The organism is Chryseobacterium sp. Bi04 (genome assembly GCF_918698085.1).
Taxonomy (GTDB): domain Bacteria; phylum Bacteroidota; class Bacteroidia; order Flavobacteriales; family Weeksellaceae; genus Chryseobacterium.
In genome coordinates this window covers 33,645-58,202 of the sequence record NZ_CAKKLP010000009.1, presented here as the reverse complement: position 1 = coordinate 58,202, position 24,558 = coordinate 33,645, and the positions used below count along the sequence as shown (strand labels likewise).

Here is a 24,558-nt window from a genome sequence, read left to right as displayed (position 1 = left end):
ACGCAAAGAATTCTTCATGTATTGTGAAAATTTTAAGACGCAAGAAAATCAAAGATTTTCAGCATGGGACATGATAGAATACTATTAGATTTTCTCGCAGATTCAGCAAATGCTGATTAAAATCTACGTAATCTGCAAAATCAGCGTGAGATAATAAAATATACCGTAAACAATTTTATCGGAGATAAAATCTTTGCGCCTTAAAAGCATGAGTTATATCAAAAAACTTGCGCCTTTGCGTTTTTCCAAACTTTTCATACAAAAAAAGACTGCTTCAAAATGAAACAGTCTCTTGCGTATTATTATTTTTCAAGTTGCTTATAGCTTCTCTGTATGAAATCTGTCAGGTCTTTTCCTTTCAGTAGGTTCTGTGAAAGCTTGGCAAGGTCCAGAGCATATTTGATCAGGTTTTGCTTTTCTTCACTACTTTCTGTCTTTAAAATCTGATTGGAAAGTTCACTGTTGGAATTGACAACAAGATTGTACATTTCCGGGAATCCTCCCATTCCGAACATTCCACCTCCGCCAGTAGCCTGCATTTCTTTCATTCTTCTCATAAATTCTGGCTGAGTGATGGTGAACGGAGCATCACTGCTGTCAAGGTCTTCAAGCTGAACCGTGAATTTAGCATCCTGTATTGCTTCTTCTACATTCTTTTTCAAAGATTCTTTTTCCGTTTCATTTAATTTTGAAATAACCGGTTCATCTTTTTTGATCAGGTTATTGATATGATCAGCATCTACTCTTGCGAATGAGATGTTTTCTTTGGAAGTTTCCAGTTTCTGGATAACGTGTGGAATGATAGGAGAGTCTAATAAAAGTACCTCATATCCTTTATCTTTTGCAGATTGGATGTAGCTGTGCTGTTCGTCAGCATTGGTAGCATACAGAACAACTAATTTGTTGTCCTTATCTGTTTGTGACGGCTTGATTTTCTCAACTAATTCATCCCATAAAAAGTATTTTCCGTCTGTGGTAGGATACAACGTAAATTTATCTGCTTTTTCAGAAAACTTCTCTTCAGTGATAATTCCGTACTCGATAACGATTTTGATATCGTTCCATTTTTTCTCATAATCTTCACGATTTTCGTTGATCAGAGAAACCATTTTATCGGCTACCTTTTTAGTGATGTAAGAAGAGATTTTCTTTACAGCACCGTCTGCCTGAAGATAAGAACGGGATACATTCAACGGAATATCCGGTGAGTCTATAACCCCTCTAAGAAGCATCAGGAAATCCGGAACGATACCTTTTACTTCATCTGTTACAAATACCTGATTTTGGTAGAGCTGGATCTTATCCTTGTCGATATTCAGATTGTTGCTCAGTTTCGGGAAGAATAAAACTCCGGTAAGATTGAAAGGGTAATCAACATTAAGGTGAATATTGAATAGAGGTTCATCAAACTGCATTGGGTACAGTTCGTGGTAGAACTTCATATAATCCTCGTTGGTCAGCTCGCTTGGAGCGATAGTCCATGCCGGTGTAGGATTGTTGATGATATTATCTACTTCTTCCGTTTCAGCAACTGCGTCTTCAGGAGCGTCTTCCGGTAAAGGTAGGGTATGTGTTTTTGTTCCAAATTTAATAGGAACAGGCATGAATTTATTGTATTTTGATAATAGCTCACGGATTTTTCCTTCTTCTAAAAATTCTACAGAATCTTCTGCAATGTGAAGGATGATTTCTGTACCTCTGTCTGTTTTATCTGTGGTTTCCTCAAGGGTAAATTCAGGGCTTCCATCGCAGATCCATCTTACAGCGGGTTCATCTTTATATGATTTGGTAAGGATTTCCACTTTTTCAGCTACCATAAATGCAGAGTAGAATCCAAGCCCAAAATGTCCGATAATTCCGGAATCTTTTGCAGAATCTTTATACTTTTCCAAAAACTCTTCAGCTCCGGAAAATGCAACCTGGTTGATGTATTTTTCAACCTCTTCACCCGTCATACCAATACCCTGGTCGATGATGCGTAACGTTTTTTGTTCCTTGTCAATTTTAACCTCAAGTTTTGGGTTTCCATATTCAACCTTAGCCTCTCCGATACTTGTCAAATGCTTTAATTTCAATGTAGCATCAGTAGCATTAGAGATTAACTCTCTTAAAAATATTTCGTGGTCGCTGTAAAGAAACTTTTTAATAAGAGGAAAAATATTTTCAACAGATACATTAATATTTCCTTTAGTCATAATATTTTAGATTTTAATTGTTCAACATACTTCTCAAAAAAAATACCACAGCGAAGAATGTGACAGAATGACATTTTTTTTATGAGAGGTCTATTCATCCCTTTTATTATATTTACCGCCAATTATAATAACAATATGGGAATCTTTAATTTTTTTAAGAAAAAAGAAAACAGACAGGAGGAAGTTTATGCTCCGGTTCAGCACAATGAAACATCAGATAAAAATGTAATGGAAGAAGTGGAAGTAATGGTAGATACATTACCTGAACAACCTTCACAGCCGATTGAAGAAAAGAAGATCAATAATGAATATGAAAAGATAAAGATTTACAATGATTATATTGTCTATTCCATTGCGCTTCAGTTAAAGGGTGACTATGCTCCTATTTCTGCATTTGAAAAGGAAAATGGCGAAGTGGAAGGCTTTGCTTATATGGTGAAAGATGCTACCTATATGTTTTCAATGGAAGATGCTATTGGAAGAATGGAAGAAAAGTTTGAGTCCGAACTTAAAGAGGGTAGCATCAGGTCATATATGATTTTATACCATTCTAAGTTTGACGATAATGACAACCACGAAGTGGCAACAAAGGAGGGAGAGTTCAAATCTATCACGCTTTCCTATCATTGTAAAGGTTTTGATAAAACTAAAACTGCGTTGTCTTATATTATTGAAAACCAAAGTATTACTTATAAAGGCTTTTCGGAATTTTCTCAGGAAGAAAATAATGAAATCATGAATCACCAGTTGGTAGAAGGTAAAGAGTACTTCACCAATATAGAAGAAATTAAAATACCGGAAAGTATTAACGAAGCCGGGATCATTATTAAGAAATCAAATGTCCATACGCTTGCGAGCACGTGGGGTGGGGTTTTCGGATTTGAAAATTTTCAGAATCAGGAAGAGTTTTCCCAGTACTTGATTCATACTATGTCTTTATTTAGAATGGAAGATCCGGCTTATGAGCAGGATAAACTGAAGTACACAGAATTTAAAGATGTAAAATTCAAGCCGGTGCTTTCCGATGATTTTAATACCATGTATCCGGAAGTAAAAACTGATTTTTTCCTGAATTTTGAGACAAAGGAAATTAACGAATGGGAAAATGTGAACAACAGCGAAGCGGTGATTGGAGGTTCGGCAAGAGATACCTTTGGACTTTGGTTTTTTGCAACGGATTATGTGAAGAATAGGAAAAGCTATTTAACACAGACAAATTTAAATGTTAATATCAGTGGGATTATTTTCGTACTGGATCTTCATGAGAGCTTTGAGTTACCGGACGGAACGATGACAGGAGAGGATTTTACGGCGTATAAACCTAGTCAGGATCTTCCTAATTATGGATGTTTTGATTTTATAGGTAAAATTATGGACTTCAGAGAAACGGAAGTACTGGCAGATGGAAGCGCTAAAGGCTATATCCTTAAATTAAAGCTGATTACAAATTCTGAAATGGAAGATTTCTTTACCATTGATGCTTTCGTTAGTAAGGGAAATATGAGATTTGAAACGCTGACAAAAGGTATGCAGGTTGCCGGAGCACTACAGCTGCAGGGTAAGATTGCAGAATAATAAGCATGCAAAATAAAAACGGTCTGAGAATTTTCAGACCGTTTTTTTATCTTAATTGAAATAAATTATTTGTTTTTCAATTCTTCCTTGATTTTATTTTCCAATTCCTCGGCAAGATCAGGATTATCTTTTAAAACATCTTTTACAGCATCACGTCCCTGACCTAATTTAGTCTCTTCGTAGCTGAACCAAGAACCGCTTTTCTTTACAATTCCCATGTCTACTGCAGTATCTAGGATTTCTCCTACTTTAGAAACTCCTTCACCATACATAATGTCAAATTCAGCCTGTTTGAAAGGTGGAGCTACTTTGTTTTTCACAATCTTCACTTTCACACGGCTTCCGATAGCTTCGTCACCCTGCTTAATTGGAGCACTTGCTTTTCTGATATCCAGTCTTACAGAAGCATAGAATTTAAGAGCATTACCACCGGTAGTTGTTTCAGGGTTTCCGAACATAACCCCGATTTTTTCTCTCAACTGGTTGATGAAAATTACCGTACATTTTGTTCTTGAAATTGTAGCCGTAAGTTTTCTTAATGCCTGAGACATTAATCTTGCATGAAGACCCATTTTAGAATCTCCCATTTCCCCTTCAATTTCAGCTTTTGGAGTAAGCGCAGCTACAGAGTCAATAACAACAATATCAATAGCTCCTGAACGGATAAGATTATCCGCAATTTCTAAAGCCTGCTCACCGTTATCCGGTTGAGAAATAATAAGGTTTTCTAAATCAATTCCTAGTTTTGCAGCATATGTTCTGTCGAAAGCGTGCTCAGCATCAATAAATGCCGCAATACCACCTGCTTTTTGAGCTTCAGCAATAGCATGAAGAGTCAATGTTGTTTTACCTGAAGACTCAGGACCATATATTTCAATGATTCTTCCTCTTGGGTATCCACCTACGCCTAATGCGATATCTAATCCTAAAGATCCTGAAGGAATAACTTCTATGGTTGTGTCTACGGCAGCATCCCCTAAAGTCATTACAGTTCCTTTTCCGTATGTTTTATCTAATTTGTCAAGCACTAATGCGAGTGCTTTTTTCTTATCTTCAATGTTACTCATCGCTATTAAAATATTTCTCAAAAATACGTAATTTAAATATCAAAAACTAATATTATTTATCGGTGAAACCTGTTTTTAAAGTTAAAAAATGATAAATTTTTACTACTGATCTCATTCATAACTAAGCAGATGCATAATATAGTTTCCGGGAAATTTTTAAAAATATTTTTTATCTCCACTACAGATGTTTTCTAATGAAAATTTGAGTTTTTTGTGATATTCAGATAATCTTCAAGTACCTTCATCTGATGCTTATTTCCTCTTTGTATTCTTGCCTTCCGGCTTACCAGCCTGTCATAGATTTTATTGAAAAATATCTTGGATTTCGGAAATAATTTTTTATTGGAAACTTCCGGAATTTTTAGTCTTTTACAAACTTCGTCACCCAAAAGAAACCAGGTACAGCAGATGTGGAGATACCTTAAATTTTTTCTTTGGAACTCAAATTTTAAAATAGGGTTTTCTAATGATTCATTCAGTAAAGAATGGGCAAGGAGAACAGAATCTTTATCTGAAGGTGGCTGAACTGAAGTCCATAGAAAGAAATATTCTGTAGCCTGCTTTTTGTTATCCGGAAGAAGCTGCTCCGGAATTCCCAGTAGATATCCTACATATTTCCATAGGTGGAAAATACCCTGTTCTTCTTCCGCAGAAAAAGTATTGCCCAGCTTTTGAAGACTGTGAAGGAACACCAGACTGAACCCAATATAAGTAGCCATCATATCCCAGGAATTGATGGGCTCACCCCAGTTTTCAGTGTCCCATCCTTTATAATGTTTTTTTATGGAAAGCCTGGCATAGGAATGAATGAGACGGGTTTTTATTGCAAATTCATAACCTTTTGCATGAAGTTCCAGTGCATTGTAGCGGGTAGCATTCACCCAGAAGTCCAGTGTTTCCGAAAGACGTTTTACAGCTCCTTTTTTCAAGGCTTCCGTTACAACCAGCGGTTTATTAAGATAAGCATAATCATATCCTCCAATCAGGCAGTAATCCCGTAGGGAGATCAGAGAATCGAGATTACTTCTCATACAAAGCTCAGCGCCGCTTTTGATCAGGTTATAATTAAGCCACTCAGGAACTCTTTGGGTTTGGGCGAATAATTTTTTTATGCTGTCAGGAACATTGTCGGTTTCAGAAACTCCATTGCGGATATAACCTTCAATTTCTCTGGAGGCTTCCTGGTATTTTTTTGTAAAATAAACTTCTTTTACAACCTCATCACCAATTTCGTCTATATGATAGAAGAATTGAGAATATTTCTCAAAGTTTTCAAAGCTTACTTCAGCTCCTGAAAATTCAATAAGCAGCTTTCCGTTGCCTTCTTCCCAAAAGTTTTTGAAGTGAGGAGAGTCTTTAAACCGTGGTTGTATCATTGTTCTTTCCATGTTACATAAAAGTACAAGTTTTACACCGAAATTCCCTGGTGAGATTTATCAGGCTATTATATGAAATGTTATTCCGGGTCTCCAAAAAAATAACACAAACGGGTTATTTTTTTGTCTCCATAAAAATCCAAACTTTGTTGTGAAGCTAAGAGTCATCAAATATCAGTTCTAAAAAGATATTGTTTCAGAATTGAATTGCTCTGCTCTTATTTTCAATGGTAAAAACTTTAACCCTAAAACAAATAATTATGAACACAAAAATTTTACTGCCACTTTTGCTTTGGACAGGAGTGATCTTCGGACAAGTTAAGGATTCATTAAATGCGAAATTTATTAATCCTGAGGTTGATCAGACTAAAATAATTGCATCAAACATTTTGAGAGTTGAGGGCGACCTTGTATCCTCCTGGAGAGGAGTAAGAGGTTGTGGCGATGCACCGACACCGCGTAAGAAAATCGAAGCTACAGCCAATGCTTGGATTAAAACGAAAATGTTTGAACACAAAAACTTGAAATGGATCAGATACGGATGGAATGTTCCGGTAATTTCAGTAAGACGCTGGCAGGATCCATTTCCGGACAGAAGAAGGCATTGTTCCGGAAATGCCAAATTCAAAATTTTTATGGAATTTGAAAAACAGTAATCCTAAAAACCAAAAACCTTCCCATCGGGAAGGTTTTATATTACTTAATGCTCATTTTATTATAAAGAAGCAGCGTGTACAAGCATATCTACTAACTTGTTAGAATAACCCATTTCGTTGTCATACCAAGAAACAAGTTTTACGAAGTTTGGAGAAAGCATGATACCAGCGTCTTTATCGAAGATAGAAGTTCTCTTATCTCCTACGAAGTCCTGAGAAACTACTGCATCTTCAGTATATCCTAAGATCCCTTTCAATTCACCTTCAGAAGCTTCTTTGATAGCTGCACAGATCTCATCGTAAGAAGTAGCTTTTTCTAGTCTTACCGTAAGGTCAACTACAGAAACGTCTACAGTAGGTACTCTGAAAGACATACCTGTTAATTTTCCGTTTAATGAAGGAATTACTTTTCCTACTGCTTTAGCAGCACCTGTAGAAGAAGGGATAATGTTGTTTAGAGCAGCTCTACCACCTCTCCAGTCTTTCATTGAAGGACCGTCAACAGTTTTTTGAGTTGCTGTTGTAGCGTGTACAGTAGTCATTAAACCTTCTACGATTCCAAATTTATCGTGGATTACTTTAGCTAAAGGAGCTAAACAGTTTGTAGTACAAGAAGCATTTGATAAAATTTTGATATCATCAGTAAGTTCCTTGTGGTTTACCCCCATTACGAACATTGGAGTATCATCTTTAGAAGGAGCAGAAAGAATTACTTTTTTTGCACCTGCATTGATGTGAGCCTGAGCAGAATCTTTAGATAAGAAAAGACCTGTAGATTCTACGATATAGTCAGCTCCAATTTCATTCCACTTTAAGTTGTTAGGATCTTTTTCAGCAGTTACTCTGATTTTTTTTCCGTTTACTACAAGATCATTTCCTTCTACAGAAACTTCACCTGGGAAAACACCGTGTACAGAGTCATATTTTAACATGTAAGCCATGTATTCTGCATTGATCAGGTCATTGATTCCTACAACTTCAATGTTGTCTCTTTCAGTCATTGCTCTGAAAACAAGACGTCCAATTCTACCAAAACCGTTGATACCTACTTTAATTGTTGACATAATAGTTTGTTTTTATTAGATTATAAAAATAATTAGATTGCTAAAATTTCTGAAATCAACATCAGATCTTTGTTGATTTCGTTATGTTTTTTAATGGCTTCTTCAATAGGAGTATACACTACATCATTGGAGCGCATTCCTGCCATTACATTGTTTTGTCCTTCCATTAATCCTACTACGGCACCATATCCAAGTCTGCTTGCCAATACTCTGTCTGCACAACTTGGAGATCCTCCTCTTTGCATATGTCCTAAAACCGCCACACGAATGTCATAGTCAGGGAATATTTCCTTTGTTTTTTCTGCCAATCCATAAACATTGGCTAGTTTTTCACCTTCTGCTACCACTACAATGCTGGATGCCTTTCCTGTTTTTTCAGCTTTTCTGAATTTCGCAAAAAGATCATCCATGCTGTCTTTTTTCTCAGGAATAAGAATATCTAAAGCACCCGTTGCTAATCCACTGTTTAAAGCAATAAAACCGGCATCACGACCCATCACCTCCACAAAGAAAACCCTGTTGTGAGAAGTGGCCGTGTCACGGATTTTGTCAATAGCTTCCATAGCTGTATTCAGGGCTGTATCATACCCGATGGTATTATCAGTTCCGAAGATATCATTGTCAATAGTTCCTGGTATACCTATTACCCGGATTCCAAATTCTTCATTGAAGATTTTAGCCCCTGTAAAGGTTCCGTCTCCACCAATACATACCAATCCGTCTATTCCAAGCTTGACACAGTTGTCATAAGCTTTCTGACGGCCTTCTTTAGTTCTGAACTCTTGGGATCTGGCAGACTTTAGAATAGTTCCACCCTGGTTGATTATATTTTTTACGGAACGGGCTCCCATTTTCAGGAAATCATCGTTGATAAGGCCGTTGTAGCCTTCTCTCACTCCGTAGCATTCGATATTATAGTAATTGGCGGTTCTTACTACCGCTCTTAATGCAGCATTCATACCTGGAGAATCTCCTCCTGAAGTAAGAACTGCAATTTTTTTTACAGCACTCTCTTTCATCTAGTAAAAAATTTCGAACACAAATTTACAAAAACAAGTTCAGATTATGGCAGTAACTTTCTAATAGTTTTGAATATAAATTATTAAAAGCTTCTGAAGTTTGTAGGCTTAAAAATATATCGTGCCGTTTTAGTTTCCGGCGAATCAATATTAAGATCATACCAGGGCGAAGTATTTTTGTTAAAAGGATTGGAAAGCAAATGAACGGACTGAGCCGGAGTAAACCCTTCACCGAGCAAAAATAACCTCTTCCCTTCCTTGTTTTTACATACTCCTGCAATAAATACCACATGGCCCGGACTTCCCGGAGTAATCAGGATGTCGCCGGTTTTTAAATCTGAATTTTTAGTGATTGGTTTCGTCTCCTGATGTAAAGAGATCGTTCCTGCATAGTTGAAGATGAGGTCAAGATAACTTCTGAAATTCTGATAAGAATCATCAAATCCTGCTGTTTTTCTGAAACGTACAGAATTGCCATTGACAAAAGCTCTTGTTCCGTTTTTATAATCATTCCAGCTGAGCAAATCTCCACTTGTAAAATGGAATTTGATGGCATCGGGCTTTTTATCAGCATACAAATATTCTGCTCTCAGCCGTATCACGGCATCGGCACATTGTTGCAGGTCTTTATTTCCTGTATCAATATCAAAAACAGCTTCATGAAGATGTTGCGTAGAAATAGGAGTTCCATCATATTTCAGGATCTGGCTTCCATAAGGCTTCAGTTTAAAATTCTCAATAAAATATCCGAAAGAGCCGGATTCTTCATCCTGCCATTCATAATCCTTAGGAGCTGAGAATCTTTCTTTGGTAGTATTTTTATCTTTATTGATCCGGACGGAACTTTCAGAAAGGAAATCCTGGGTTTCCTGAGAACCAAGTTTTGAAGATGCTTTATCCCGGGTGCAACTTGCCAGGACACTAATAAGAGTTAGTCCTGAAATAATTTTTTTCATATCATATTTTGATCCAGTTACAAATATGATGATTTTTGTAATAGGTGGGGTTTATAAAGTATAAAATTCGTGTACTGAAGAATATTTTAGATCTATGGTAATTGGGAGTATCTACGGGTAAAAAACTATATTTTCTCTTCTTCAGGAACCAACAGTTTTCCCCAGTCATTAAGCTGCCAGAGAATCTTAACCAGTTTTTCACCAAGCTCCGTGAGGGTATATTCCACTCTGGGAGGTAATTCATTGAAAGACTGCTTTATTAAAATACCGTCTTCCACCATTTCATGAGCTGTTGATTAAGAACCCTCCGGTCCACCTTGGCAATACCACGAAGAAATTCACTGGGTCGTTTTTTGCCCTCATTGATCTGCCATACGATAGGAATTTTCCATTTTCCGCTGATGCTGTTCACAGCTACCTCCAGTGGACATATTTTATTTTCTTCAGCTCTTCCCTTTGTTTCCATAAAATTGACTTTTTTATCCCTATGGGTGAAAAATATGCGATATTGCCTGTTTCTAAAGGCTTTTAGACCTTTGTAAAAATAATAAATTAAAAAGTAATGAATAAGTTGGCAAAGCAGATTGAACAGTTGAATCAGGAATTATTTTCGCAGCTTCCGCAAGAAGTTTTTGAAGTGTTTGGGCGGTCTATTGAAGAGATAAAGACAAAAAATATTGAAGAAAACAGTATTCAGGTTGGAGAGCATATGCCTGAATTTTCTCTTTTTAATGCCTATGGTAAACAAATTTCTTCCCGGGAAATCCTTAAAAAGGGTAAAATGGTGCTAGCTTTTTATAGAGGAAGTTGGTGTCCATACTGTAATTTGGAACTGAAATTTTTGCAGGATCAGCTTTCTTTATTAAAAGATAAAAATACTACTTTAGTTGCTGTTTCTCCACAAAGTACTGATCATTCGCTGGCTATGGTTGAAAAAATAAATTTGAGTTTGAAGTGCTGACGGATGTGGATAATAATCTCGCTCAAAAGCTGGGGATTATGTTTCAGCTTCAGGATTTTGTACTTCCTTATTATCAGAATTTAGGAATAGAGCTTTCTGAGTTTAATAAAAATGATGAAAATAGTTTACCCGTTCCTGCTGTTTTTGTGGTGAATGAAAATAGAATGGTGATCTATAAGTTTTTAGATGTAAATTACATGAACAGAGTGGATATAGAAGAATTAATAAAAGCATTATGACAGAAAAAAGGAAAGGAGCACGTTCCATCAAAGACATTTCGGAAGATATTCTGGAGCAGCTGAACAGGGGAGAACTTGAAACAGCTAATCTTACAGAATGGCTGGCGGTAGATCAAAAATTACTGCTGGAAAATCTTCTTCAGCAAAATGGGCGAACAGAATATCTGAAACCTATTGTAGAAAATGTGAATCAGCTGAAAAAACAAACCGTTAATACAATCAATGAAACGATTGGAATGGGATTGCTGCATCTTACTAATCAAAATCAAGATCAAGCATTTTTACTGATGCTTTCAAGGCATCAGGCAGATTTGGTGCGCTGCTGGGCTGCTTATACTGTGGGAAGAAATACAGCTGCAGACCTTAAACAGAAACTGGAAAATATACAGCCTTTTGCTTCTGATCGTCATTTCGGAGTAAGGGAAATCTGTTGGATGACGGTACGTCCGGATATTTCAAAGAATCTTACAGAAAGCCTGTCAATTTTATCAGACTGGACTTCACATAAAGATGAAAATGTAAGACGTTTTGCCAGTGAATCAACGAGACCCAGAGGAGTCTGGTGCGAGCATATTCCGGAATTAAAGCAAAATCCAGGATTAGGATTGGACATCTTGGAACCATTACGGTCAGATCCTTCAAAATATGTACAGGATAGTGTAGGAAACTGGCTGAATGATGCCAGTAAATCACAACCGGAATTCGTTACGGAAATCTGTGATGAATGGCTGCGTGAAAGTCCTACGAAAGAAACGCAGTATATTGTCAAAAAAGCCCTGCGAACTATTCATAAATAAAGTTACCCACAAAATGGAATGATGAATTTAGATTGTACAGATATATTACAGATTTATAGATGGTTAAAAAATGTACTGTTAATGATATATTCCGAATATTATTTCATATTTATATTTTTTTATTGAATCTAAAAGTTATCCACAAAGTTGCAATGTTGATTTTGTTTTATTGTAAATAATTGACGTTTAATATATTGTATGAAAGCCCTGTCACAGGAGCCTGAGGATATTTGTGACAGGAAAAAGTTATCCACAATATGAAGTGTTGAATGTTTTCCAACAAATAAGTAGAATTATTTTCGGGGCGATCTATATTAACCAAGGCAAATAGAGGTTATCCACAAGGATACTAGGGATTAACATTATATTTATGTGATGGATATCAAGTTTTAAAAGGAGGCTTAAAAAAAATTCAGGTAATTTTGTGCCCAATAAAAGTTATCCACAAAGTAAATACTAAATTAATTCCGTTGTATAGTATTGGTATTTAATATATTGTATAAGAAATTTAGAATAATTATATTGGTAAATAAAAGTTATCCACAATCTAAGGTCTGAGCAATAATTTCTTCTGCATATTACAATCCGGTGCATAATCATTTTCAAATTATCTCATTCTCAAATTTTCAAATTGTCTCTTTACCACTTCTCCGTCAAATACTTCCAATACCTTTTCGGTACATGCTGAATATGGAGTTTTAAGTTTTTTCTTTCCACAATATTGGTTTTTATGAAATACCGCTGCCAAAGCGTTTGATAGTTATTTTCCTCATCATGAAATTTCTGTTGGTACTGATTGAAATCCGGTTTCTCTTCAGGATAGAAGAAATCACAATTTTCAAGATCATAAAAGACTCCGTAGTTTCTTCTGAGATCATAGATCATCCATTTCTGATCCTGATAACGGTCTTTAAAATGTTTTCTGATCAACGGAAGAACATTAAAGTCCGGATCTATTTTGGCGAAAAAAATACCATCTTTCATTTTTTCAAAGCGTACAAAAGCGGTCATTCTATGTCGTTCCCGGTCAACAGACTTACCTATTTTTGAAATTTTTAAAATATCAGGATCTGCAAAATTTTCCAGAATATTTTCTTCCGGATATTTTATAGATTGTTTAACAGCGGATAAGATCAATGTTTCACTTTCAGGATTGTCAGATAAAAAAACTTTCAGCAACTGATGAATTCCCTGTTTCCCGATATTTTGTTCTAATTTCTTTAAAACCCTGTCTGATTTCTCTGTCTGCGTAATGACTTCATGAATTTCAGCAAAAATATTTTCCTGAAAAAACTTTTCTCTGCCCGTTATTTCAGCATCTTTATAACGGTATTCGAAAACTTCAAATATCGCAGTAAAAAGACCGTCAAAACTTTCGTCATAGATAAGGGTTGTCATAGTTTAATTTGAGAATTTGAAAATATAACAATTGTTGTTTTTGTCATTCTATTGTATTTTCAGAACGATAAGGAGCTTTTTTATTTTCTATAACAGATTAATTTCAATTCATTTTCGGTCATATTTAAAATAAACTCAATTGTTGTGAAAACTGATTGTGAAATTTAGATGAGCTTCCGCCTACCAATAGCTTCCGGAAATTTTTATCCGTTAAATATTTTAAATAGGTATTTCCTGCATTAAAATCAATAAAATATTTTGCCCTATTGACCGCTGCTCCCAATTTTTTCAGATGATCCATACTTAAAATCTGAAAACGCCTTGCACTTACAATTTTCTGTGCAGATTTTACACCAATCCCGGGAATTCTTAAAATCATCTGATAATCGGCAGTCTGAATATTAACAGGAAACTGATCCAGGTGCCGTAATGCCCAGCTTAATTTCGGATCCATTTCCAGATCAAGAAAAGGAATCTCAGGATCTAAAATTTCTTCTGCTTTAAAACCGTAAAATCTCATCAGCCAATCGGACTGATAGAGTCTGTTTTCCCGTAACATCGGAACCTCTGTTGCCAGTGAAGGTAATCTTTTATCTTCCAAAACGGGTACATAACCGGAGTAATACACCCTTTTCAGATTGAAATTTTTATAAAAATGATCGGCAACCTTGATGATTTGCAGGTCATTTTCATTGGTAGCCCCTACAATCATTTGGGTAGACTGCCCAGCCGGAGCAAACTTGGGAACTTTCTTTAAAATTTTCTTTTCATCCTCATACTGGCTAATTCCTTTCTGGATATATCGCATTGGGCTGATCATGTCCTGTCTGTTTTTCTCAGGAGCGAGTAGTTTTAATCCGCTTTCCGTAGGGATTTCAAGATTAACAGACAGCCGGTCTGCATATAAAGCCGCCTCCTGCATCAGCTCATCACTGGCTCCCGGAATAGATTTTAAATGGATGTAACCATTAAAGTTTTCTTCCAGGCGTAATTTTTTAGCTACTCTTACAAGGCGCTCCATCGTGGTATCTGCATTTTTGAAAATTCCGGAGCTCAGAAATAATCCTTCAATATAATTTCTGCGGTAAAAATTAATGGTGAGGTCTACCACTTCTTCCACTGTGAAGGCGGCCCTTTTGATATCGTTAGAACTCCTGGAAACACAGTAAGCACAATCATAAATACAGTGATTGGTCAATAAAACCTTAAGTAAAGAAACACATCTTCCATCTTCTGTATAGGTATGGCAAATCCCACTTACAGAGCTGTCTCCTAAAGCGCCTTTTTTATTCTTTCTTGTGCCTCCGCTGGATGAGCAGGAAACATCATATTTTGCTGCGTCAGCAAGGATTTCAAGTTTTTCTTTAAGGCGGTCAAAATTCATTTTTTATAAGATGTGATATTATTTGTATCCGTTTGTTGTTTAAATTTTGTTCAAATTTAGTTCCAAAATTGATAAATATCAATCTTTTTTCATAGAAGTTATCAACAAAAAAAAGCCTCAAAATCATTATATTTACGGCTCATTAAAGTTTATATCATGAATCATAAACCTATCGAAGGTTTTTCCAAGCTACCTAAGCAAGGGAAAATCGACTGGCTCGTAAACGAATATCTTGAAGGAAATCAGGACTACCAACATATATTAAAACAATATTGGAATGATGATGCAGATCTTCAGAAACTTCATGAGGAATTTTCTGAAAATACGATTTCCAATTTTTATATGCCCTACGGAATTGCTCCGAACTTTTTAATTGACGGCAAACTATTGGCACTTCCAATGGCTGTTGAAGAAAGTTCTGTAGTAGCTGCCGCTTCGAAAGCTGCCAAATTCTGGATTGACAAAGGAGGGTTTAAAACAACCATTATCAACACTGAAAAACTGGGCCACACCCATTTTATATTTAATATTGAGCCACACAAATTATTACATTTCTTTAATTTTAATTTGAAGAAGAAATTATTTGAAGCTACTGAAGACATTACTGCCAATATGAGAAAACGGGGTGGTGGAGTTCTAAACATCAGCCTTATTGACAAAACGGCAGAAATGCCAAATTACTATCAGCTTAAAGCCAGTTTTGATACGGTAGATTCAATGGGAGCGAACTTTATCAATTCATGTCTTGAGCAGTTTGGAAAAACTTTGAGGCAGGAAGTAGCTACCAGTGATGATTTTACTCAGGAAGAAAAAAATTCATTACAGATTGTTATGAATATCCTTTCCAACTTTACTCCTGACTGTGTGGTAAGAGCTGAGGTTTCCTGTAAAATGGAAGATTTGAAAGACGATAGCGGAATTTCTCCTGAAGAATTTGCAGCTAAGTTTAAACAGGCTGTTACCATTGCTGAAATTGAACCTTACCGTGCCACTACTCACAACAAAGGGGTCATGAATGGGGTAGATGCTGTAGTGATTGCAACCGGAAATGATTTCAGAGCAACAGAAGCCTGTGCTCACGCTTATGCGGCAAGAGACGGACAATACCGATCTCTGACTCACTGTACAACAGATAACGGAGTTTTCAGATTCTGGATCGATCTTCCGATTTCTGTAGGAGTAGTAGGAGGGTTAACCAATCTTCATCCTTTGGTGAAATTCTCATTAGCCTTACTTGGAAAACCTTCTGCACAAGAATTAATGAGTATTTTGGCCGTTTCAGGTCTGGCTCAGAATTTTGGTGCATTGCGTTCTCTGGTAACAACAGGTATTCAGAAAGGGCATATGAAAATGCACTTATTGAATATCTTAAACCAATTGGGAGCTACAGAAGAGGAAAAACATCATTTTGTTACTTATTTTAAAGATAAAACGGTAAGCCACCATGAGGTTATCAATGAGTTTAACAGAATGAGAGAAAACTAATGTTACAGATCATCTTACCCATTGTATTTCTCATCTTCGGAATCTTTTTGAAGAGAACGAATATGGAAGGTTTTAAAAGTTCCAAAAGATTTTCCAATATGTTTATTATACTGGGAATTTCTACATTGGTTGCCAAGTTTATTTTAATATACCTAAAATCAAAATAGTGAAAAAAAGTATCTTATTCTTTCTGTTGATTTCCGGCTTAAGTTTTTCACAGCAAAAAAATCTGAAAATTAATTTTTTACAGCCGAAATCTGAAAACTGTTATTTTCCTGTGGTTTCTTATCCCGATAATCCAACTGTAGAAAATAAGATCAATACTTTTTTACAGGTTGATCAGCTGGAATATGTTCCCGGATCAGGAGGAAATCCTTTTAAGCTTGTTTCCGGCGGAAAGACTTCTTACTCAAACTATGTTCATTTTTATAGTTGGGAAAAAAGGGACACGCCAAAGAATATTTTGTGTCTTGCCATAGATGGAGAAGCTTCCGGAGCCTATCCGGAAAATTTTATGATCTGGAAGAATTTTGATCTGAGAACCGGAAATTTGATCAACATTCAGGATCTTTTCCAGCCAAATGCTGTTAAAACAGTGGAAAGCATTATTCAGAAAAGAATAAGAAAAAATATTAATGACTTTCTCACACAGTTAAAATCAGAGAAAACCCCTTCACAAGAAGTGTTGGATCAGATTGGTATTTACGAAGGTTGCTATACGGATTATACTTTACCTGGAATCAAGTTTTTTTTCACTGAAGAAAAGCTTAAGTTTATTGCCGGAAGATGTGCGAACCACGCGATGAGAGCACTGGATGAACTGGACGATCATGTTATTGAGTTTCCTTATAAAGAACTTGAGAACTATTGGAGTCCTTATGCCAGAAATTTACTCAGCGGATCTGAAAAAGTGGATAAAACCAGTTTCAGTAATAAGCTGTACAAGGGAAAGATAGACGGAAAATATCCGGTTACAGTTCTTATTAAAGACTTTTATGCTGCCAAAGATGCGAACGAAGAAAGTTCCTTTTCAGCGGTATATTGGTATGATAAAAGTAAAAAACTGATTGAGTGGAATGGGAAAATGAAAGGAAATCATATCTCAATTACCGAAAGTGAATATTACAGCCAGGAAACAAATCAATGGATTCTGAAAGCCTCTGTAGAAGCAGACATGAACGGAAAAAAAATTGTAGGAACCTGGCAGGATTATAATACAAAAAAATATTTAACTCTAGAATTAGAAGAATTATAAAATGAAAACAATTACTTTAGTTTTTGGTGCGGTCTACGGAATGATATCTGTGATTCTGGGCGCATTCGGTGCCCATGCCTTAAAGAAAATATTAGCTGTGGAAAGACTGGAAAGTTTCGAAACAGGAGTGAGATATCAGATGTATGCAGCTTTTTTCCTGCTGATCATTGGATACATTTTAAAATTTGAAACTTCTACTGAAAAATGGACCTCTATTTTAATGATTGCAGGAACACTTTTGTTCTCTGTAAGTATCTATTTCCTGAGTATGCAGGATTATTTAGGGGTTAACCTTAAATTCTTAGGACCTATCACACCGCTTGGAGGTCTGATGATGATCTTAAGCTGGGGAATGCTTATTCTTTATTTTGCTAAAAATAGAATCTAAGAATGAAAATCAATAGAAGAAGACGGCTTATAAGGACATTCAACCTTTTGGATCAGCCGATAAGGTTTAATCCGTTTGTTTTTAGCCGTACTTTTTTCATGTGGGCTTTTACGGGGCTTGTAGGAGGTATTATTGCCGGCGGATATTGGATTGTACTGGAATATTTTACCGAATTTCTGGCTCATTTTCAAGGATGGATGGTAATTCCTACGATGGCAATTTGTGGTCTTTTGGCAGGGTTGGTCATTCATTTCATTGGTGATCCCGGAGAAATTCATCTGATCGTTAATAACATCAGGTTTAATAAAGGAAAACTGGAACCGAAGAATAATCCTTCGATGATCCTTTCATCACTTTTCTGTGTAGCTTCGGGAGGAAGTTTAGGACCGGAAGCACCCCTGGTGCAGGTAACGGGCTCCACAGGAACATGGTTGGGAAAAATTTTCAGACTGAAAGGTGAAGAATTACGTTCTTTAAGTATTGCAGGGATGGCTTCAGGTTTTACAGCCTTATTTGGAGCACCTCTGGGAGGAAGTCTTTTTTCTCTGGAAATTTTGCACCATAAACATGCAGTGGAATATTATAAAGCGATTATCCCGGCGTTGGTAGCAAGCTGTTTCAGTTATCTGATGTTTGCTTTAATTATCCATCTGGGAATTGGGGCAACATGGGATCTGAAGGCTTATCATTATGCGGGAGTATATGATTTTGCCTATGCTACGGCATTTGGAATGGTAGGAACTTTATTTGGCTGGATTTTTATTTTCGTGGTCAAATTTTTCAAGAAAATTTTTGAATACAGAAACTTTCCAATCTATATTAAAACATTGGTAGGTGGAATTATCTTAGGAATTATTGCCTATAATTTTCCTATCACAAGATATTTTGGACATAACGAAATCAACCAGCTGATCGGCGGGAATTTCGGGTTGAACTTCCTGATTCTGATTCTGGTGTTTAAAATCCTGGCTATAGCCATTACCGTAACTTCCGGATGGAGAGGTGGTTTTATCATTCCTTTGTTTTTTGTAGGAACAACATTAGGATTAATTATTCATAATTTGTTTCCGGCTGTTGATACTACTTTAGCTATCGTAAGCTGTATGGCTGCCATCAATGCCTGTGTGACGAGAACACCCATGAGCACCACCATTATTTTGGGAACACTCACAGGGTTTACTTATTTCGTACCCATATTGTTCGCCAGTCTTACAGGATATTTCCTGGCTCCAAGAATTCCGTTTATCGGGTCACAGTCTGAAAAATTAACGGAAGAATAGAGGAATTTATAGTAACATGTCAAAAATCAAGGTAAGTAATCTTTAATTTTTGAATGAAGAATCTTGAACTTCCATGTCTTTTTAGTAAATTTGTCAACCTTTAAATTTTTAAATAAAATAATAAAAATAATATGAATCTTCACGAGTATCAATCAAAAGAGATTTTATCAAAGTATGGAGTAGCTATCCAACGTGGTTTCGTTGCAAACAACGTAGATGAAGCTGTAGCAGCTGCTGAGAAATTGACTGCTGAAACCGGAGCTCAGGCTTGGGTTGTAAAAGCACAGATTCACGCAGGTGGTCGTGGTAAAGGGGGTGGTGTTAAGTTTTCTCCAAACATGGATAAGCTTAAAGAAAACGCTCAGAATATCATCGGAATGCAGTTGGTAACTCCACAAACTTCTGCTGAAGGTAAAAAAGTACACTCTGTTTTGGTTGCAGAAGATGTTTATTATCCTGGAGAATCTGAAACTAAAGAATTTTATGTTTCTATTCTTTTAGATAGAGCTGAAGGTAAAAATACAATTGTATATTCTACTGAAGGAGGAATGGATATTGAGCACGTTGCAGAAGTAACTCCTCATTTGATCCACAACGAACTTATTGATCCTGCGTTGGGTCTTCAAGGTTTCCAGGCTAGAAAGATTGCTTTCAACTTAGGTCTTGAAGGAAATGCTTTTAAAGAATTTGTGAAATTTATTTCATCTCTTTACAATGCTTACACAGGAATTGATGCTTCTCTTTTCGAAATTAACCCTGTATTAAAAACTTCTGATAACAAAATTATCGCTGTTGATGCTAAAGTAACTTTAGATGGTAACTCATTATTCCGTCACAAAGATCTTGAAGCGTTGAGAGATACAAGAGAAGAAGATCCTATCGATGTAGAAGCTGGTGAAGCCGGTCTTAACTTCGTAAAATTAGATGGTAACGTTGCTTGTATGGTAAACGGAGCTGGTCTTGCAATGGCAACTATGGATATCATCAAATTATCTGGTGGTAACCCTGCTAACTTCCTTGACGTAGGTGGTACTGCTGATGCTCAGAGAGTACAGACTGCTTTTGGAATTATCTTAAGAGATCCAAACGTAAAAGCAATTTTGATCAATATCTTCGGAGGTATCGTAAGATGTGATAGAGTAGCTCAGGGGGTTGTAGATGCTTACAAAGCTATGGGAAGCCTTCCTGTTCCATTGATCGTAAGATTACAGGGAACTAACGCTGTAGAAGCTAAAAAATTAATTGATGAGTCTGGTCTTCCGGTACACTCTGCAATTACTTTAGAAGAAGCTGCAAACAAAGTAAAAGAAGTTTTAGCGTAATCTGAAATTTTTATATAAAATAGAAAACCGTTTCATTTTTGGAACGGTTTTTTTTCTTTTAAAGCGGCAAAAAATATTAAATTGTAAGCTGTTTTTTAAGGCGTAAAGAACCTGGTACTTTAATAAGTGGTTGTCTAAATTTCTATGGAATGAAGATTTAATTCAATTGGATTATTATCAGATATTTTACTTTCTTTTATTTCAGCATCTAAATCTTTTAGAAAGTTTCGCTTTTCTTCATTGCTTTTAAAATAATATCGCCCTTAACCTTAAAAAGGGCTTTGGTATGATATAAGTAAAACGATAAAGCCCTGAATTAACAAGGCTATTTTGAATACATACTAGAACTTCTATTGTTTTGTAAGTACAATGTCTTTAGGGAAATTAAAACGCCAACCTTTTCCAGGCTCTACAAGCTGATTATAATTAGGGCAGGTAATATCACTAATAGTTACAGGGTTTTCTATTAGTTCTAAACTTATCTGCGTTTTTTGTGAATTGGTAAATATAATAATTAGATCTGCAGTTTTATTGCACATATTTTTAGGCTGAAAAAATAAAGATTTTTGTCCAAGAGGCTTTCTTGTTGGATAAATACCATAAAACTCTGGAGCATTCTGATCAAAATTGGAAATCCTGTCTATTTCTATAGTTCCATTAGAAGATACTAACTTTCGCTCACCCACTATTTTATCTGAATCATAATATGTTCCATCATTAGACATATATCTCTTCTTTATTTTTTTTAATTCAAGATAGAGGGTTTTTCCGTCCCATGTACCTTTCCAGGCTCCTACATAAGGATCAAGCTCTCCATCCAAATCTTTATAATATGCTCCATTAGGAATATCTATCTTTGGTGTATTAAGTGGTAATGTCTGTTGAGCATTAATAAAATTAATGCAAAATAATAAGAATATAATAATTATCTTTTTCATTGTATTGTTATTTATTGAGGACAATCTACTTTATCTAAATTAGTGCCATTAGTTTTTAGTTCTTTACTTTTTCCCTCATCACTGAGATCAAAAAGTTTAGCCTGATTAATATTCATATGTTTTTTCATAAACTCTAAAAATCCTTTTTGAAGATTTTCTGTTGAAATATTAGCATTTCCCAGCCTATCTTTGTATGTTTCATTCAATGCTTCAATCTGCGCAGTTGTATATAGGCTTAAATTATCCGCATTAATTCCATCCCCTCTGAGTTGATAAGTTCCACTACTTGTAACCACGGTCAAAAAAACATTATCTAAAGGTATATTATTGGCTTTAGCATTAAGAAGAAGCTGAATGAAGTTATTAATATCCCCCGGAGAAAATATAGGAATTAGCCCATCGTAATGTGAATGCATCGCTCCAAAAGTATTATTGAATATTTTAAAATTAAGTTCAGTTGTTCCGGGTGAGTTGCTTAGCTCCTGATATTGCGTTTCCGTTTGCCCAGAGCCAGGAACTGGACTCCCGACTCTAAAGCCACTTTCGGAAGAAGCTCCTGTTTTAGATTTAAGATAATCGGTTTTTGCCTTATAATTAGGATCGTTCTTCTGTTGTTTTATTTTCTTACATGGCTCTTCATTTTTTGGAGGATTATCGGGGTTTTGTGGATTAGTGGGGCCAACCACTCCTCCCGGAATTGGAGTGCCAGGATTAGTCGTCGGATCAATACCTCCACCTGTTCCTCCTCCTCCAGGAACAGTAATAACAATTTCATCTATTTCTCCATGACAGGGTTTACAGCGACCAGGCAAAATACCTCCGTGATCTCTATAAGCTATTTCTTCAATAAATTTACCATCCACAAGCTGCATTTTGTATCTCATAGAACCTTCTAAAGCAATATAAGAAGCCGTTCCTGTCATTTTTTCCATAATTTGATGAGCAGAAAGGCTGTAATCTGATGAATTAAATCCTCTTTCAGATTCAAATTTCCAGAGGTGTCCGGAAACTTTATTATTATCAATTCTAAATGTTAACTCTTCAATGATTTTGCTTCCTTGGTTTTTTATGGGAACAGTAATGAGGATAATATTTTTTCCGTCATCATACTTTCTCGCTTTTTCCCATTCAACTTGCTTTCCTACTACCATATCCTTACCTCTCATATATTCACTTTTAATGTAAGAAACAGGATCAGACTGAACATTTACAATCTCTGTTTCTAAACTTTCATGCATGCAGGATTGAATAGAAGTAAACAATAGAATGTTTACAGCCAAAACAGCTATAAAATATTTTTTCTTCATAAACAATTTGTTTTTTTTTAATGGCTGCAAAACTATTATATTTTTTTTGAAATTTAAAATTAATTCTATTGAAAGTGAAATAAAAAGTGTCGAAAAATGGAACTTAATTTTGCTATAAATAAATTTTTTTAGAAATTAAGTGGTTTTAATAATATTTTCAGACCGTATATAAATCTTTATTGCCTTAGCATTTATCCAGTCTATCCAATATTCCAAAAAAAAGACTACTTCAATTGTTGAAGCAGTCTTTTACATTTTTAAAGAATTTTTTATTTATCCTGATTCTCAGTTACATTAGTTTCTCCATTGGTAATACTGATACTTGTAGGAGTGACCAGCTGGATTTTATCCACATCAAAACGTTCTTTAATACCTAAATAAGCTTTACTTTTTACCTGGGCTAGATTGGCACCTATTTTTATCCAGAATTTTACCTGAAGATTAAATGAACCCTGCTTCAAATCTGTGAAAATTACCTCAGCAGTATCCAGTTTGTCCACATTATCAAGGCTCTTAATAACATCCAGAATGCTTTTCTGTGCCTTACTGATATCTTCATCAGCAGGAATCTCAAAATTCAGGATAATTCTGCGCTGCGGAGATGCTGTAATATTATAGAATGGTGCATTAAAAACGATCTGATTGGGAATGTATGCTTTTTTCCCATCATCAGTAAGGATCTTTGTAGTTAAAAAACCAATTTCCTGTACTGTTCCGGAGTGGGTACCAATGGTAATATAATCTCCCACCTTAAAGGCCTTATCAATTCCAATAAGCATTCCTGAAAAAATACTTGAAACAAGATCTTTCAAAGCGACCCCTGCGATAACCCCTGCCACTCCCAAACTTCCGATAAACTTCTAAAGGAAGCCACTAAAGCCCATAATCTCAAGCGAAATAAAGGTTCCAAGCATCATAATCAGAAATCTGAATATTCCAATCAAAGTAACTAAAGAACTCTCTTTTTTGCTTTTAGGGAAGAACCGATGGAATAATTTTACGGCAATTACACTTAAATACTTACTTGTTATCAGGAAAAAAGTAAATACTAAAATCCCGACAATAAGTTTGGGAGTAAGTTCGGCAAATGTTATATACCAGTTTTCCAATACTTTATATACCAATTCTATATAGCTGAGCCCTGTTTTCTGCATGAATTTTTTTAATAAAGATATAAATTTTCAAGAAAAATTTTGTTAGTTCCAAAAAGTCTACTAAATTTGTAGACTAACAAACGCGAATAATATGTCAATCAGATTAGGAGATACAGCGCCAAACTTTCAGGCAGTTTCATCTTTAGGAGATATCAACTTCTATGATTATCTTGGAGATTCATGGGGAATTTTATTTTCACATCCGGCAGACTATACTCCGGTTTGCACTACAGAGCTAGGCTACACATCCAGGCTGCAGGCCGAATTTGCTGAAAGAGGAACAAAGGTGATCGCCCTGAGTGTGGATGAAGTAGAAGATCATCAAAACTGGATTAAGGATATTAATGAGACCCAAAATACAGACTTACAGTTTCCTATTATTGCTGATAAAGACAGAAAGGTGTCAGAGCTGTATGATTTTATTCATCCGAATGCCTCTGCTACAGCTACAGTCCGCTCTCTACTGATCATTGATCCTGCAAAAAAAGTGAGGCTCATTATTACCTATCCCGCATCAACGGGCAGAAATTTTAATGAAATACTGAGAGTGTTGGATTCTTTACAGCTTACAGATAGCCATCAAGTCGCTACACCTGTTAACTGGAAGTATGGTGATGACGTTATTATACCACCTGCAATATCTACAGAAGAAGCCAGGGAAAAATTCCCCAAAGGAGTTACAGTAATAAAACCTTATCTGAGATATACGCCCCAACCCAATATATGATTTATTTGATTTTTT

At 35.8% G+C, this 24,558-nt stretch carries 23 protein-coding genes and 1 pseudogene; 11 read left to right on the top strand and 13 right to left on the bottom strand.

Annotation, left to right across the window (positions count from 1 at the left end; all coding sequences use genetic code 11):
- Nucleotides 1-302: 302 nt before the first annotated feature.
- A complete protein-coding gene (gene htpG / locus LQV47_RS14615) occupies nt 303-2,195 on the bottom strand; it encodes a molecular chaperone HtpG (RefSeq protein WP_230038093.1) in 1,893 nt (630 codons plus the stop codon).
- 81 nt (nt 2,196-2,276) lie between these two features.
- Here htpG and LQV47_RS14610 point away from each other — a divergent pair, with 81 nt between their 5' ends.
- Nucleotides 2,277-3,770 carry a hypothetical protein gene (locus tag LQV47_RS14610; protein WP_230038092.1) on the top strand — a complete coding sequence of 498 codons (1,494 nt, stop codon included), beginning with the start codon at nt 2,277-2,279 and terminating at the stop codon, nt 3,768-3,770.
- Between the two features lie 65 nt (nt 3,771-3,835).
- Here LQV47_RS14610 and recA read toward each other — a convergent pair whose 3' ends face one another.
- Nucleotides 3,836-4,837, bottom strand: a complete 1,002-nt coding sequence (gene recA, locus LQV47_RS14605) for a recombinase RecA (protein WP_047490101.1) — start codon at nt 4,835-4,837, stop codon at nt 3,836-3,838.
- Between the two features lie 191 nt (nt 4,838-5,028).
- A complete protein-coding gene (locus LQV47_RS14600) occupies nt 5,029-6,225 on the bottom strand; it encodes an oxygenase MpaB family protein (protein WP_230038090.1) in 1,197 nt (398 codons plus the stop codon).
- Nucleotides 6,226-6,473: 248 nt separating this feature from the next.
- Between LQV47_RS14600 and LQV47_RS14595 the strand changes: the two genes are divergently transcribed.
- Complete coding sequence (locus LQV47_RS14595) at nt 6,474-6,869, top strand: hypothetical protein (RefSeq protein ID WP_230038088.1); 396 nt, start codon at nt 6,474-6,476, stop codon at nt 6,867-6,869.
- 59 nt (nt 6,870-6,928) lie between these two features.
- On the opposite strand, the gene gap is transcribed toward LQV47_RS14595, so the two are convergent.
- The 4 genes and pseudogenes from gap to LQV47_RS14575 form a co-directional block, all read right to left on the bottom strand.
- Nucleotides 6,929-7,933 (bottom strand): type I glyceraldehyde-3-phosphate dehydrogenase, encoded by a 1,005-nt coding sequence (gene gap / locus LQV47_RS14590; protein ID WP_076354623.1) that lies wholly within the window; start codon nt 7,931-7,933, stop codon nt 6,929-6,931.
- A 32-nt stretch (nt 7,934-7,965) separates the two neighbouring features.
- Nucleotides 7,966-8,952, bottom strand: a complete 987-nt coding sequence (gene pfkA, locus LQV47_RS14585; RefSeq protein WP_230038086.1) for a 6-phosphofructokinase — start codon at nt 8,950-8,952, stop codon at nt 7,966-7,968.
- 83 nt (nt 8,953-9,035) lie between these two features.
- On the bottom strand, nt 9,036-9,908 hold the full coding sequence (locus LQV47_RS14580; protein WP_230038084.1) for a DUF4846 domain-containing protein: 873 nt from the start codon (nt 9,906-9,908) through the stop codon (nt 9,036-9,038).
- Between the two features lie 125 nt (nt 9,909-10,033).
- Nucleotides 10,034-10,374: pseudogene (locus LQV47_RS14575) on the bottom strand (helix-turn-helix domain-containing protein).
- A gap of 96 nt (nt 10,375-10,470) precedes the next feature.
- Between LQV47_RS14575 and LQV47_RS14570 the strand changes: the two are divergent.
- From LQV47_RS14570 to LQV47_RS14560, 3 genes are read left to right on the top strand one after another with little or no spacing between them, the layout of a single operon-like run.
- Complete coding sequence (locus tag LQV47_RS14570; protein WP_230038082.1) at nt 10,471-10,869, top strand: redoxin domain-containing protein; 399 nt, start codon at nt 10,471-10,473, stop codon at nt 10,867-10,869.
- Between the two features lie 5 nt (nt 10,870-10,874).
- On the top strand, nt 10,875-11,108 hold the full coding sequence (locus LQV47_RS14565) for a hypothetical protein (protein WP_230038080.1): 234 nt from the start codon (nt 10,875-10,877) through the stop codon (nt 11,106-11,108).
- Nucleotides 11,105-11,905, top strand: a complete 801-nt coding sequence (locus LQV47_RS14560; RefSeq protein ID WP_230038078.1) for a DNA alkylation repair protein — start codon at nt 11,105-11,107, stop codon at nt 11,903-11,905. The genes LQV47_RS14565 and LQV47_RS14560 overlap by 4 nt, the downstream gene beginning before the upstream one ends.
- A 639-nt stretch (nt 11,906-12,544) precedes the next feature.
- Here LQV47_RS14560 and LQV47_RS14555 read toward each other — a convergent pair.
- Nucleotides 12,545-13,303, bottom strand: a complete 759-nt coding sequence (locus LQV47_RS14555) for a TIGR03915 family putative DNA repair protein (protein ID WP_230038076.1) — start codon at nt 13,301-13,303, stop codon at nt 12,545-12,547.
- Between the two features lie 124 nt (nt 13,304-13,427).
- Nucleotides 13,428-14,687, bottom strand: coding sequence for a putative DNA modification/repair radical SAM protein (locus tag LQV47_RS14550; RefSeq protein ID WP_230038074.1), 1,260 nt, complete (start codon nt 14,685-14,687; stop codon nt 13,428-13,430).
- A 156-nt stretch (nt 14,688-14,843) separates the two neighbouring features.
- On the opposite strand from LQV47_RS14550, the gene LQV47_RS14545 reads away from it, so the two are divergent.
- The 5 genes from LQV47_RS14545 (at nt 14,844) to sucC (ending at nt 20,417) form a co-directional block, all read left to right on the top strand.
- Nucleotides 14,844-16,172 carry a hydroxymethylglutaryl-CoA reductase, degradative gene (locus LQV47_RS14545; RefSeq protein ID WP_230038072.1) on the top strand — a complete coding sequence of 443 codons (1,329 nt, stop codon included), beginning with the start codon at nt 14,844-14,846 and terminating at the stop codon, nt 16,170-16,172.
- 166 nt (nt 16,173-16,338) lie between these two features.
- Nucleotides 16,339-17,427 carry a hypothetical protein gene (locus LQV47_RS14540; protein WP_230038070.1) on the top strand — a complete coding sequence of 363 codons (1,089 nt, stop codon included), beginning with the start codon at nt 16,339-16,341 and terminating at the stop codon, nt 17,425-17,427.
- Nucleotide 17,428: 1 nt separating this feature from the next.
- The gene (locus tag LQV47_RS14535) at nt 17,429-17,815 is read left to right on the top strand and encodes a DUF423 domain-containing protein (RefSeq protein WP_230038068.1); all 387 of its coding nucleotides are present in this window, start codon (nt 17,429-17,431) and stop codon (nt 17,813-17,815) included.
- Nucleotides 17,816-17,817: 2 nt separating this feature from the next.
- Nucleotides 17,818-19,095: a chloride channel protein gene (locus LQV47_RS14530; RefSeq protein ID WP_230038066.1), complete on the top strand. Its 1,278-nt coding sequence runs from the start codon at nt 17,818-17,820 to the stop codon at nt 19,093-19,095.
- A gap of 131 nt (nt 19,096-19,226) precedes the next feature.
- Nucleotides 19,227-20,417 (top strand): ADP-forming succinate--CoA ligase subunit beta, encoded by a 1,191-nt coding sequence (gene sucC / locus LQV47_RS14525; RefSeq protein ID WP_047490155.1) that lies wholly within the window; start codon nt 19,227-19,229, stop codon nt 20,415-20,417.
- A gap of 350 nt (nt 20,418-20,767) precedes the next feature.
- Here the strand turns inward: sucC and LQV47_RS14520 are convergent, their stop codons facing one another.
- The 4 genes from LQV47_RS14520 to LQV47_RS14505 all read right to left on the bottom strand — a co-directional run bounded on the left by LQV47_RS14520 (nt 20,768) and on the right by LQV47_RS14505 (nt 23,816).
- Complete coding sequence (locus LQV47_RS14520; RefSeq protein WP_230038064.1) at nt 20,768-21,355, bottom strand: DUF6705 family protein; 588 nt, start codon at nt 21,353-21,355, stop codon at nt 20,768-20,770.
- Between the two features lie 11 nt (nt 21,356-21,366).
- Complete coding sequence (locus LQV47_RS14515) at nt 21,367-22,662, bottom strand: hypothetical protein (RefSeq protein ID WP_230038062.1); 1,296 nt, start codon at nt 22,660-22,662, stop codon at nt 21,367-21,369.
- Nucleotides 22,663-22,931: 269 nt separating this feature from the next.
- Nucleotides 22,932-23,501 (bottom strand): mechanosensitive ion channel domain-containing protein, encoded by a 570-nt coding sequence (locus LQV47_RS14510; protein ID WP_230038061.1) that lies wholly within the window; start codon nt 23,499-23,501, stop codon nt 22,932-22,934.
- A 21-nt stretch (nt 23,502-23,522) separates the two neighbouring features.
- Nucleotides 23,523-23,816 carry a hypothetical protein gene (locus tag LQV47_RS14505; RefSeq protein ID WP_230038059.1) on the bottom strand — a complete coding sequence of 98 codons (294 nt, stop codon included), beginning with the start codon at nt 23,814-23,816 and terminating at the stop codon, nt 23,523-23,525.
- Between the two features lie 91 nt (nt 23,817-23,907).
- Between LQV47_RS14505 and LQV47_RS14500 the strand changes: the two genes are divergently transcribed.
- Nucleotides 23,908-24,543: a peroxiredoxin gene (locus LQV47_RS14500; RefSeq protein ID WP_230038057.1), complete on the top strand. Its 636-nt coding sequence runs from the start codon at nt 23,908-23,910 to the stop codon at nt 24,541-24,543.
- The last annotated feature ends 15 nt before the right edge of the window (nt 24,544-24,558 follow it).